Origin of the sequence: Enterococcus sp. DIV0421, assembly GCF_051713745.1 — a bacterium.
Taxonomy (GTDB): Bacteria; Bacillota; Bacilli; order Lactobacillales; family Enterococcaceae; genus Enterococcus_D; species Enterococcus_D casseliflavus.
Map to the genome: position 1 here is coordinate 1 of NZ_JBIOQM010000003.1, position 14,348 is coordinate 14,348.

Annotated in this window: 3 protein-coding genes and 3 pseudogenes; 2 read left to right on the forward strand and 4 right to left on the reverse strand. The window is 38.2% G+C overall.

Features of this window, described 5'->3' with window-relative positions:
- Positions 1 to 395 (reverse strand): annotated as a pseudogene (locus tag IGI96_RS18055) (N-acetylmannosamine-6-phosphate 2-epimerase); the annotation flags it as partial.
- Between the two features lie 463 nt (positions 396 to 858).
- Between IGI96_RS18055 and tnpA the strand changes: the two are divergent.
- Positions 859 to 1,258 (forward strand): annotated as a pseudogene (tnpA, locus tag IGI96_RS18060) (IS200/IS605 family transposase).
- Positions 1,259 to 1,507: 249 nt separating this feature from the next.
- Here tnpA and IGI96_RS18065 read toward each other — a convergent pair.
- Complete coding sequence (locus IGI96_RS18065; protein WP_438785480.1) at positions 1,508 to 2,362, reverse strand: MurR/RpiR family transcriptional regulator; 855 nt, start codon at positions 2,360 to 2,362, stop codon at positions 1,508 to 1,510.
- A gap of 138 nt (positions 2,363 to 2,500) precedes the next feature.
- Between IGI96_RS18065 and IGI96_RS18070 the strand changes: the two are divergent.
- Positions 2,501 to 2,953: pseudogene (locus IGI96_RS18070) on the forward strand (RNA-guided endonuclease TnpB family protein); the annotation flags it as partial.
- A gap of 706 nt (positions 2,954 to 3,659) precedes the next feature.
- On the opposite strand, the gene IGI96_RS18075 reads toward IGI96_RS18070, so the two are convergent.
- The gene (locus IGI96_RS18075; protein ID WP_438785481.1) at positions 3,660 to 10,682 is read right to left on the reverse strand and encodes a Rib/alpha-like domain-containing protein; all 7,023 of its coding nucleotides are present in this window, start codon (positions 10,680 to 10,682) and stop codon (positions 3,660 to 3,662) included.
- A gap of 682 nt (positions 10,683 to 11,364) precedes the next feature.
- A complete protein-coding gene (locus tag IGI96_RS18080) occupies positions 11,365 to 14,331 on the reverse strand; it encodes a SpaA isopeptide-forming pilin-related protein (RefSeq protein WP_438785482.1) in 2,967 nt (988 codons plus the stop codon).
- Positions 14,332 to 14,348: the final 17 nt, after the last annotated feature.

Below are 14,348 nucleotides of genomic sequence, written 5' to 3' on the forward strand. Positions count from 1 at the left end.
GGATATTTAGCCTTTATCTTTCTAATAAATTCCGAAATTTTCAATCCATCAAATCTTTCTCTATTCGTACAATCTAGTGCAACAACATCAACTCCTTCTTCAACAAGCTCATCTATCTCTTTCATAGTTGCTGTTATAAATGGTTCTTGAGGCGGATACTCCCTCTTAATAATTCCAATAATTGGAAGATTAGTAACCATTTTTATCTCCCGGATATCCCGAATTGAATTAGCACGAATACCAACAGCACCTGCTTGTTCAGCAGCCAAAGCTAACCGTGGAACAATACCGCCTTCTTCCGTATAAAGTGGCTCTCCAGGTAATGCCTGGCAAGAAACAACAATACCATCTTTAATCAACAACTTAAATTTTTCTTTTTTTGATTTTACAACCATATTACCACTCTACTTTCTGTAATCGTTTGCAATTTTATTTTCCTATAAAAAATAATAAAAAAAAAGCGATTTTACGGAAATCGTTTTTACTTTTATTCAAAAACAACTTATTTATCAAACGATGAAAATAGTTTTATTGCGATAAGATCAAATCAAAAATATCTTTACTGAAGAGTAATTTATTAATACGCGATATTTCTCATGAAAAACATCGAAAAAATCTCGAACACATCAATTATTACAACATTATAAGCAACACAATCACACAAATTGGTAAATTAGCATTATAAAAAAGAAAGGCTCTATAATTTAAAGGACTGATGAATCAGAATTAATTCTTCAGTCCTTTAAATTATTGACTTTAGTCAGTTTCGTTCGCGTAGCGTACGAAACAAAAAAAACGTGCGTTTCTACACGTGGACAAAATAGCTTTAGCGATAAAAGTTTAGCACATACAAGATGGATTTGTGAGGTTCACCTAGTCTTCCCCCCGAAGTATCGATGAAAAATTAAAAGTAAGTATTGGGCAGATAGCAACAAAATTGTGTGAGATGAAAGACGTTGAAATCATTGAAGTGCATGCCATGCCTGACCATATTCAACTGTTAGTAAGAATACCGCAAAGATTAGTATTTCTAGTTTTATGGGCTACTTAAAAGGACGAAGTACAACCTTAATCCATGAAAAACATACGAATTTGAAATATAAGTATGGGAATAAAAACTTTTGATCTAAAGGGATACTACATGAGTACAGTTGAGTAAAATCAAAAAACAATTGAAAAATATATTCGAGAACAAGAAACAGATGATCGAATAAGAAAGAGTTTAAGTAAACAAGAGTACATAGATCCATTTAAATAGTTAAAGAGAGAGGGATGTGAGCGGTTGGTGGTCATTTAAAAAGCACCTTTTAAGGAACTAACGAGTGGTGAGTCCTTCTAGAGCTGTTAAAAAGCCAAAAGAAGTGGATTCCTCCACTCCTAAGATGCTATTTTTTTAGTATCACTATATTTACATTTTATCATCTAATTAACTCTAGTAATTTCTACAAACTGCTAATTGATTTCTAAAATAAAACATTAAATAAAAAAATAAATAAAAAAATAATTCTTAGTCTTTTGTCTGAAACATTTTCAATACTTTATCATTATCGTCATGATTTACAACTGTCCTGTTAAAAATTTCAAGCCTATGTGATTTATCAGCTGACAAAAAATACCCATAAATAATATCAATCATAAACAAAATCGGTAGCTGAGGAGAGATGCGAGTTCCTTGATCAAGATTTCTTATCGAAGCTACTTTAATAACTTCTTCAACATGACTACTTCCTTCTAAATTACTTGTTAAAAGAATACTTCTTGCTCCTATTCTTGAGGCATTTTGTAAAGCATTTACTACTATTCTTGATTCTCCTGACAACGAAAAACCAATAACTAGACATGAGGAATCAATGATTCCACTAGTCCAGACCAAATTATCCAAATCATGAATAACCTCAGTAACCAAGCCTAAACGAACAAAACGAATTTTAACTTCTTTAGCAACCAATCCAGAAAAACCAGCACCATATAAATAAATTCTCGAAGCATTCACTAACATACTAGATACTCTTTCTAACTGTTCTTCATCTATCAACGACTGAGTTTTTTCAATAATATCTTCATAATCCTTAAAAATATTTGGAGTAATATCATTTTTGAAATGCTTAACTCTCTCATTTAGCTGTTTTTGACTATTACGATACTCAAAAATAAACTCTCGATAACCTTTAAATCCACATTTTTTAGAAAATCGTGTCAATGCTGATAGAGAACAATGGACAATCTCACAAACATGTTCAGCAGACAAATCAGACTCTTTATGCACTTCTGATATGAAAAACCTAGCAACACTTTCCTCCATATCACTCATATTAGAGATATTCGATTCAATGTGACTAATAATATTGAATACTGCTACCATATTCTATCCCTCTCCTAAATAATATATATTTTTTAGTAAGAAATAATATCCGAGCTATCTAGTTTTTTTACATAATCAGGCAGAAGTCGCCCATCCTCTATAGGTGGGTGATGAATGTCGTTCGGTATGAAGGTTACTGAAGGTATCAATCTGTTTGAAGCTAGAAATTATCAAAAACAAAAACGTAAAGTAGCACGATTGCATGAAAAAGTAATGAGTCAACGTACTGATTTTCTGAATAAGTTGAGTACGGAAATTATCAAAAATCACGATATTATCTGTATTGAAAACTTAAACACAAAAGGTATGTTGCGTAATCATAAACTAGCAAAAAGTATTTCGGATGTTTCTTGGTCTAGTTTTGTGACTAAATTACAATATAAAGCTGACTGGTACGGGCGGAAAATCATCAAGATAGATAAATGGTCTCCATCTAGTCAAATTTGTTCAAAATGTGGACACAGAGACGGCAAGAAGTCACTCAAAATTCGAGAATGGATTTGTCCTATTTGCCATACGCACCACGATCGAGACATCAACGCTAGTATAAATATTTTGACCGAAGGTCTACGAATACAAGCATTAGCTTAGGAATAATCAAGAACCGTAGGAACTACGGGGATAGCTTGGTAAATAAGAGACACCGCTGTAGGTAAAGAAATACACTTGCAAGTACGCTCTATTCCCAAGAAGATCCCACTTCAAGCGTTAAGAACCGTTAGGTTTAGCTAAGTGGTGAGTAGTTCACTACTTGTTTTGTTCATTGCTTTTCTGCTTTCGAGAAGGATGATTTATTGTCTTCAAATTAATTCTATATACTTAAGTTGATAAAATCAATATTCAAATAACTCACTAGATTGTAGATCTATTATGAGCGCTAATATGAATAAATTGAAAAAAGAAAATATATTGCTAATCAAAAGATTTTCTTTTTTCAGTAGTCGATACAAAGTATTTATTGATTGACCAGGGTAACCTCTATAGTAGATAAAAATATTCAAATTTAAATGGAATTTGTATGACCTTTACACCTCCATATTTATAAGGTGAATTTGATATTTTCATTGACATTTTATAAATATCTTTCTAAGATAACATCCTCTTTATGCGTATTTTGATTTTTACAACTTCATTGATTGTTCTAATAACTGCTGTATATTTTGGCTCTATAATTTCTGGGTCAGAATGTGGTTCATTCTGACCCACATTTGATTTTACACAACTCATCAGTCCTTATTGACAAAAAGCCGTTATTTCTAAGCACTTCTTTCTTCCAAATTATAAAAATAGAAAAACATCAATCTTCATACATTTTCTTTCGATGATTCCATTTTAATAAGATACCGGCTATACAACTAAGGAAAATTCCTTCTAAAAGTGAAAACAGATTAGACACATCTCCTGTTTCAGGTAGTTTTCTTTCATCACCTAACATTGCAAGATTCTTTTCATACTTAGGCTCTCCATGGAATCGCTCTTCTGTAGTTTTATCAGAAGGAATCTCTTTTTTCTTATCAGTAGGTTCTTTCTGATTCATCCTTTCTGCTAAAATATTCTCTGCTGGGATACTTGGGATTTCCTCCAATACGCTAGCACTGATCCGTTCCTTCACTATTACCGGCACTGTTACCATTCGACTGGATCCATTCTTAAAGGTTACTTTCACCTTCGCTTCAAATCTTCCTGCACTTTCACTAGTGATTGCTTCCACTACTTCTACTGCACTTCCTTCCGGTAATCCTTGAATGTTATCCTCTAAAGCGACCGGATCTCCTTGATAGACTTCCTCTGCTAAAATATTCTCTGCTGGGATACTTGGGATTTCCTCCAATACGCTAGCACTGATCCGTTCCTTCACTATTACCGGCACTGTTACCATTCGACTGGATCCATTCTTAAAGGTTACTTTCACCTTCGCTTCAAATCTTCCTGCACTTTCACTAGTGATTGCTTCCACTACTTCTACTGCACTTCCTTCCGGTAATCCTTGAATGTTATCCTCTAAAGTGACCGGATCTCCTTGATAGACTTCCTCTACTAAAATATTCTCTGCTGGGATACTTGGGATTTCCTCCAATACGCTAGCACTGATCCGTTCCTTCACTATTACCGGCACTGTTACCATTCGACTGGATCCATTCTTAAAGGTTACTTTCACCTTCGCTTCAAATCTTCCTGCACTTTCACTAGTGATTGCTTCCACTACTTCTACTGCACTTCCTTCCGGTAATCCTTGAATGTTATCCTCTAAAGCGACCGGATCTCCTTGATAGACTTCCTCTGCTAAAATATTCTCTGCTGGGATACTTGGGATTTCCTCCAATACGCTAGCACTGATCCGTTCCTTCACTATTACCGGCACTGTTACCATTCGACTGGATCCATTCTTAAAGGTTACTTTCACCTTCGCTTCAAATCTTCCTGCACTTTCACTAGTGATTGCTTCCACTACTTCTACTGCACTTCCTTCCGGTAATCCTTGAATGTTATCCTCTAAAGCGACCGGATCTCCTTGATAGACTTCCTCTGCTAAAATATTCTCTGCTGGGATACTTGGGATTTCCTCCAATACGCTAGCACTGATCCGTTCCTTCACTATTACCGGCACTGTTACCATTCGACTGGATCCATTCTTAAAGGTTACTTTCACCTTCGCTTCAAATCTTCCTGCACTTTCACTAGTGATTGCTTCCACTACTTCTACTGCACTTCCTTCCGGTAATCCTTGAATGTTATCCTCTAAAGCGACCGGATCTCCTTGATAGACTTCCTCTGCTAAAATATTCTCTGCTGGGATACTTGGGATTTCCTCCAATACGCTAGCACTGATCCGTTCCTTCACTATTACCGGCACTGTTACCATTCGACTGGATCCATTCTTAAAGGTTACTTTCACCTTCGCTTCAAATCTTCCTGCACTTTCACTAGTGATTGCTTCCACTACTTCTACTGCACTTCCTTCCGGTAATCCTTGAATGTTATCCTCTAAAGCGACCGGATCTCCTTGATAGACTTCCTCTGCTAAAATATTCTCTGCTGGGATACTTGGGATTTCCTCCAATACGCTAGCACTGATCCGTTCCTTCACTATTACCGGCACTGTTACCATTCGACTGGATCCATTCTTAAAGGTTACTTTCACCTTCGCTTCAAATCTTCCTGCACTTTCACTAGTGATTGCTTCCACTACTTCTACTGCACTTCCTTCCGGTAATCCTTGAATGTTATCCTCTAAAGTGACCGGATCTCCTTGATAGACTTCCTCTACTAAAATATTCTCTGCTGGGATACTTGGGATTTCCTCCAATACGCTAGCACTGATCCGTTCCTTCACTATTACCGGCACTGTTACCATTCGACTGGATCCATTCTTAAAGGTTACTTTCACCTTCGCTTCAAATCTTCCTGCACTTTCACTAGTGATTGCTTCCACTACTTCTACTGCACTTCCTTCCGGTAATCCTTGAATGTTATCCTCTAAAGCGACCGGATCTCCTTGATAGACTTCCTCTGCTAAAATATTCTCTGCTGGGATACTTGGGATTTCCTCCAATACGCTAGCACTGATCCGTTCCTTCACTATTACCGGCACTGTTACCATTCGACTGGATCCATTCTTAAAGGTTACTTTCACCTTCGCTTCAAATCTTCCTGCACTTTCACTAGTGATTGCTTCCACTACTTCTACTGCACTTCCTTCCGGTAATCCTTGAATGTTATCCTCTAAAGCGACCGGATCTCCTTGATAGACTTCCTCTGCTAAAATATTCTCTGCTGGGATACTTGGGATTTCCTCCAATACGCTAGCACTGATCCGTTCCTTCACTATTACCGGCACTGTTACCATTCGACTGGATCCATTCTTAAAGGTTACTTTCACCTTCGCTTCAAATCTTCCTGCACTTTCACTAGTGATTGCTTCCACTACTTCTACTGCACTTCCTTCCGGTAATCCTTGAATGTTATCCTCTAAAGCGACCGGATCTCCTTGATAGACTTCCTCTGCTAAAATATTCTCTGCTGGGATACTTGGGATTTCCTCCAATACGCTAGCACTGATCCGTTCCTTCACTATTACCGGCACTGTTACCATTCGACTGGATCCATTCTTAAAGGTTACTTTCACCTTCGCTTCAAATCTTCCTGCACTTTCACTAGTGATTGCTTCCACTACTTCTACTGCACTTCCTTCCGGTAATCCTTGAATGTTATCCTCTAAAGCGACCGGATCTCCTTGATAGACTTCCTCTGCTAAAATATTCTCTGCTGGGATACTTGGGATTTCCTCCAATACGCTAGCACTGATCCGTTCCTTCACTATTACCGGCACTGTTACCATTCGACTGGATCCATTCTTAAAGGTTACTTTCACCTTCGCTTCAAATCTTCCTGCACTTTCACTAGTGATTGCTTCCACTACTTCTACTGCACTTCCTTCCGGTAATCCTTGAATGTTATCCTCTAAAGCGACCGGATCTCCTTGATAGACTTCCTCTGCTAAAATATTCTCTGCTGGGATACTTGGGATTTCCTCCAATACGCTAGCACTGATCCGTTCCTTCACTATTACCGGCACTGTTACCATTCGACTGGATCCATTCTTAAAGGTTACTTTCACCTTCGCTTCAAATCTTCCTGCACTTTCACTAGTGATTGCTTCCACTACTTCTACTGCACTTCCTTCCGGTAATCCTTGAATGTTATCCTCTAAAGTGACCGGATCTCCTTGATAGACTTCCTCTACTAAAATATTCTCTGCTGGGATACTTGGGATTTCCTCCAATACGCTAGCACTGATCCGTTCCTTCACTATTACCGGCACTGTTACCATTCGACTGGATCCATTCTTAAAGGTTACTTTCACCTTCGCTTCAAATCTTCCTGCACTTTCACTAGTGATTGCTTCCACTACTTCTACTGCACTTCCTTCCGGTAATCCTTGAATGTTATCCTCTAAAGCGACCGGATCTCCTTGATAGACTTCCTCTGCTAAAATATTCTCTGCTGGGATACTTGGGATTTCCTCCAATACGCTAGCACTGATCCGTTCCTTCACTATTACCGGCACTGTTACCATTCGACTGGATCCATTCTTAAAGGTTACTTTCACCTTCGCTTCAAATCTTCCTGCACTTTCACTAGTGATTGCTTCCACTACTTCTACTGCACTTCCTTCCGGTAATCCTTGAATGTTATCCTCTAAAGCGACCGGATCTCCTTGATAGACTTCCTCTGCTAAAATATTCTCTGCTGGGATACTTGGGATTTCCTCCAATACGCTAGCACTGATCCGTTCCTTCACTATTACCGGCACTGTTACCATTCGACTGGATCCATTCTTAAAGGTTACTTTCACCTTCGCTTCAAATCTTCCTGCACTTTCACTAGTGATTGCTTCCACTACTTCTACTGCACTTCCTTCCGGTAATCCTTGAATGTTATCCTCTAAAGTGACCGGATCTCCTTGATAGACTTCCTCTACTAAAATATTCTCTGCTGGGATACTTGGGATTTCCTCAATCACGATTCCGGAGCTGATCGGTTCTTCCGGAAGATCCGGCACTTCTTTTTTTCGAGTGACCAGTTGATTCAATAAAAGAATATCTTCCGAATGATCCTCATAAAGTACAATCAATCCTTCCTGCGGCTCAATCCAATAATCCACAGTATCCGGTAAATAGCCCCAGTTGGTTTCACGTACGGCTTCGATCAGTGCGGCTTCTTCCTCCTGTGAAAGATTGTCTGGATTGTCTACTTCCAGTTTTTCCGACGGTAGTTTCGGTGTATACTGTTTCGTTTCCGTTGAAGGTTCCGGTGTTTCCACTAAACGATAACCTGTCGTCTGCTTATGCAGTTCATAAAGCGGATTCCAAATATCCGCATGGATATCACTTAGTTCTCCATTTGGAAAATGAATGATCTCTTTCTCCAAATCCGGAATGCCTCCCCATGCCTGAATACGAAAATGTCCTTTCCCTGTAATTCCATCCGTCACGATCAGCTGATTCTGATTCGGATCGATGGTGATCGTTCCCTCTGTCTCGATACTTGTTACTTTTGTCTCCGGCGAATCCTGTAAATTCAGACTAGCACCTGTTTTTACGATCACCTTACCCAGATTTTGCGGATCATCAGCTAACGTTAACGTTGCGCCTTCTTCTAACAACAGATCAGTGATCTGGTCAAAACGAGCCCCATAGATACTTTGATTCTTACCGACAGTCACATGAACTGCCGAAGCCTGATTTCCCTGCACAAGCTGTGTGATCTTTCCGCCATCCAATCGAACGGTCACATCATTACGGATTGGTTCTTTGTCAAAACTGGAAGCCATGATCCCAAAATCAGAGCTTGCGAAACCATCGATTTCCAATTCTGTAACCGTCTGTTTTTCTCCAGACAGATTTCCTAAAACAATACTCTTAAATCGAGTTTCGGAAGTGGAATGGATTATCTTGATTTTTGCTCCATCGCCTTTAAATTTTGTATTATCTATACTTCCTGCAACCAACATTGGTCGATCATCATTTTGGTTCTTTCCTACTAAAGTGTTTACATGATCCATGGTCAATGTATAATCATTAACGATAATTTTTCCAATCTTCAACTCTTCCAGATCAATTGCCCCATCAGTCAAAAATTTCAAACCAAGATCTTTAAAGACAGCATCACTTTCTAAAACAACATTTTGCCCCCTTAAATAAATCCCATAATTTTTACCATCAACAGTAACCTCTTTTTCTATCACAAGGTCTTTTGTCCCATTTAACGCAATATCTTCTGTTAAGATGATGGTATCACCATCGTTTGCCTGTTCAAGAGCATATAAAAGGCTGCCATAAGGCACTTCTTTTGAACCATCTCCACTTAAATCGGCTATGCCACCGTTTCGTACATAGATCTCTCTAGGAACACGCTCCGCTTTCTCAGTAACGAAAATCGGCACATCAAACTCTTTTTCGCTCATATCAGAAAAAGTAACACGGACTTTTCCTGTATAGTTCCCAGCCTTAGTGAGATCTATGGAAGAATAATCCGTTATATCTTTCCGTTTTCCATCCTTTGGTACATGACTGAGATTATCTGTCAAATCCACTGGATTTCCTACTGTCACTTTCTCTGGCTGTACAGTGATCTCTGTATACACCTGACTGTCGGTGACTATTTCATTAAAAGTCAAACGTTTCAGGACTTCCTCTTCATAGCCTGTACCATTCATGCCTTTACGTTTTCCAACAGAAAAGCCCGGCAAGTCATTAACCAGCTCTTCAAAGTACGTTCTGGATCCATGACCATTAGAAGATCTCCCAACACTGATAGCGCCTTCAAAAGTTCCTACCATGTGAACAGTTCCATCATTATCCACAATATAATGAACAGCTTCTCCCTGTCTGGTCAATTCATCCCCTTCATCCGCCAGCTCATACAACCAATTGTTAAACGCATTCCCTGTGATTTTTGGTGCATTAAAGGTGTAGGATTGTTTATACCCATCATACCCTTTTTTTCTTGCTTCAATCAATCCTCGTTGTGCCAGATACCCACCCAGGGAATGACCTGTCACATACAGATTTGTAATACTTGGCTCCTTGGAATATTCGTTTATTAACGTAACAATATCATTAGCCTGCTCAGGATCGGTTCCAAAGAAAATCGCAAGATCATCATCTGCATCATCAATTCCTTTTGTACCTCTAATCCCCAACACTTGAACTGTATGATCCTTTAGGTAAGGGTAGATACTGGCAGTTTCATAAAGAACCGCATCAAAACCATTATCATGATGATAGGTCTCTTTCACTTGCCAAAAGCGGGACAGTTCCTTATGCATCATTGCATATTCTGAGCGATTCTCATACAACTCTGTCAACTCCTGAGCAGAATCTAATACTTTCTGGATATAATCATCATCCCGATAAGTCAATTCCATAAATAAGACCATATCTCTTGTGCTGATAGTCCATTCTAAAGCCTGCGGATCCTCCTGATCCGAAAGTCCATCACCATCCGTATCAAACACCAATGGATGACTGCAATAACCATAGTACTGCCTTCCATCTTTGAAATATGTGTAGATTTCCTCAGCATTTAATAACCCGTCCCCATCATCATCCTGATCGGGAGACAAAATATTCCCCTTATATAAAAGAGAATCTACTCTTCCGTCTTCTAGACGAATCTTACCTTCGGAAATCAAAACAGCAGTTTCTTCGGTCAATGGACTATTGGTATTTTCCTGCGCATAAATAGTCTGACCATGTAAACAAGCGATTGTCATCACACCGCATATACTTATAAACCAATATGTTTTCTTACTCATACATTCCTCCATCAATAAAATACAGACGCCGAGTAATCCTAATGGACTTGTCATATCACCAGTTATTAGTAGTTGGCTGACTTTGTTTGGATCCATTCCTAACTCATTCTCTTTAAATAATATAAATACATCTCTGTGTCACTGGTACTTAAGTTGAATGAAGAAATATGGATTATCGAGAGTTATTCCACTTTTTTCACCACATCGGTTCCCAGTAAAGTATCTGTAAATTGTCTGAATAGATTACTAGGACAACTTCTTTTTCTCTTAATTCCACTTACCGTTGATCTTGTTCTGCCAAATATTCTGGATTCACTATCACAACCGGTTCCTCTGGTTTGTCAACATCATATTTTCAAGGGGAAACTGGCTCAATCCTGCACTATCTGCTGTAAAATTATCAGTAGTTAGATCATTTCCAAAACCGTTACTCCAACTCCTGTCTAACATATTCACTCATTATCCCGTTCTTATTGTCACCTTCACAAAAGCACTGCAACAAAACCTATAACTTCATTTGCTTATTCTACTAATGGAGGACTCCTATGCCTTTATCATAGAAAGTCCTCCAACTAAGATAATCCTAAATTTTCATCTGTATTTTCTACACCAACGCTAAATGCCGAAGAATCTTGTTTCTCTCATTACGATCAAAACAATTATCCATTTACTTTTTCATATACTACTTTAGTTTCTTTCTTCTCCTTGATAATCGTAAGATGATTCCTAAAAGTGCTACAAATGCCGCACCTGCCAGATAAGGGGCACTATTGAGCAAAATTCCCGTCGGTACGATTTTACCGTTATGGTTGGTGAATACTACTTTATTGTCACCTTTCACAATCATGTAGGTGGTATTTGTTTGTGCATTATCTTTTAGTTTATCATTTACCGTAACGGTTGTTTTGTAACCTTCTTGTCCAAACTCCGCTTCATTTAAGGTGTAGGTCGAGTTTTCATACAGTCCTTGCACATCAAGATATTCCCCATCTTTTAGCTTGAATTGATATTTTGTGCCTACGGTTATTTCTTGGTTTGTTTTGGTTGTAGTCTCTCCATACTTTTTATGAAGTGTAGCAGTTAGCTTATCGCCATCCTTCAGGTATTGGTCAGGATTTACCGTTAGGTTAAAGGTAAATTCTTTGGTCTTATCTCCACTAAACCCTGTTACCTTCTTTTCAACAGTTAAGGTCTGCTTTGGCACTTGCTTAATCGTAAAGGTCTGTGCCTTATCTTGCAAATTCAAATTATGTTCTACCTTATGCGGTCCAAATCCTGCTTCTAGAGGAATATCCTCTTTGGAAGTAAGCGTTTGTGTTACAACATAGGTTGAACCGGCAGAAAGTTCTAAGTTTTGGAATACCAAGTCTTCCATTCCGCCACTTTCTTTGGCTATGAATTCCTGACTGACAAATCTATTAAGGGGGATATTTTTAGTCGGATCTACTTTTGAATCATCTTCCTTTATTTCCCATAGATAGGCAGTGGCAACATACGTTTTTCCTGCAATCAGGTTTTCGTATGTCAAATGATCGGTTACATTGACCCTTGTCTTATCCGATGTAATATCCAATTGCAAAGGCTGCGTTTCTGTAGACTTTTTACCATCTACTTCCACGACTGTTGAAATACTAGACCCCGGATTTTTAACTGCTCCGTAGAAGGTCTGTAAATTGTCATCCGGATTATCATGATTAATTGTGTGTATTCTAGTTCCATCAACAAACTCTATATCGCTATTTGATCGAATTTTTGCCATTACAACATACTTTACTCCCGGTTTTACGGTTACTCTCGGAAAGTTTACATCAATTGTATTCCTTCCCTCTTCTGCCCTAATCGTTATGGGGATAAGTTTCTTACCAATTTCATTAAAATTATTAGAGTTATCCACTACCAAACCGTCCGGATGTTTTTCATACAGATACGCGGTTATCGTATATTCTTCACCGGCAACAAGTCCCTCATAGGTTAGATGATCGGTAAAACTAATAACAGTATCTTTACCGTCTGTCTTTACAGTAACAGGCTTTCCTTGTTCCGACTTTTTACCATTCACTTCCACCTGTGTCTTGATGGTTGCTTGTGGTTCATCAATCTTCGGTATATTTTTAATATCATATTTTTTCTCAGGGCCGCTTTGTGTTGTCACATATTTCTTAGACAATTCTTGGTCAGTAAAAGTTAAAACACCTTGGTTACTTACACTAAACTCTAACTCCGGCATCGTCTGATAGGTATCAGGTGTCTTGCTTTCCTTAAGGATATAACTCCCCTCAGGAAGTATGACGGATTGATAGGCACCTTTCTCATCTGATGTAAAGCTCGTAACTTGTGTTTGATCATCTTTTCTTAGAATGTCAAAGGTCGCATCCCCAAGAGGAGCTGACTTAGCGTCTGTCTTCTTAAACTTAAATTCAAAACCTTTCTTTTCGTTTGTTACCTGAATGGTAAAGCCCTTTGTTGTTCTTTGATAGTTTCCTTGCTGATCATAATTGGTTTCAAACTTTATCTTGTTCCGATCAGGATGTGTTTGATCGTCTATTTTGATTTCCGGCTGCCCTGTTCGATTTTGTATAACGGTAAAAGTAATGGGCCCTGTCAGACCTTGGTAGCCGCTTGGCGTATTTACCTCTGTCAAGACATAATTGCCAAAAATAACTCCTAAAGAATTACCATCTTCATCATATTTATTACCTTTAACTACGGTTTTGATCGTACCATTATCACCTGTTGTGAAACGATATTCATCAAAATAACTTTTATTGAATAATTGTGGTAGAGTAGTCAAAAAATCCGGCTGCCTTTGTATCGTAAACTCCACATTAGGGATTGCTTTGCCATCTTCATCAACCTTTTTGAATTGAATTTCTCTTTCTTTAAAGTCAGCTGATATCATACGTTGATACTCATGTCCTTGCTGATTTCTTGCTCCATCTTGAGGAATAAATAATAGTAACTGCATATCATTAGGAGCAGTTGACATATTGCCTGTCCCCTTACCAATTAAATGGTTATAAGGTTCAGATAAACTAGGTAGTCCTTTTGCTTTTCTCAAATCGTTATATATGCCATATTCATAAGGTGAATGGGCAGTAAAAGGATCGTTATGTTGATTGTATTCAGTATCCGACCAGTAATGAATCGCCATTTGGGTAATATGCCAAAACTCATGATCCGATAATTGATACGTATCCTGCAAATTATCTGCATCAATCGGATACCCTCTATATAAAGCATTTCTGATGCCTTGAGTAGCGGTTACATAATTGTCTCTAGGAGTATCTAAACTTTGAGCACCAACTTTATTAAATTCTTCAGTAGGATCCTGCTCGACATCATATCTGTTGCCTTCATAGTTAATCTGCTCGTTTATCAAAGGAAATGCTTTCGTTTTTTCGATACAATAGGCAACTCGAAGCTGCTCCGTTTGATTTGGATATTGGATATAAAGAGGATCCATCAACTTGTACTCTTGACCTTGATCATTTTGAATTTTCGCAGTCGTTTCCATACTTGTTCCGTAGAATTGATTAATGTCTAGTGTTTCTTCTGCATATACATGTTTTTGAGGTACAAAATTTGCAAAAAGAGGTATAATCATAGCTAAGAGAATAAGAAAAATACTGTACTTTCTCTTTTGATTCATCAAACGTTTCCTCCTTC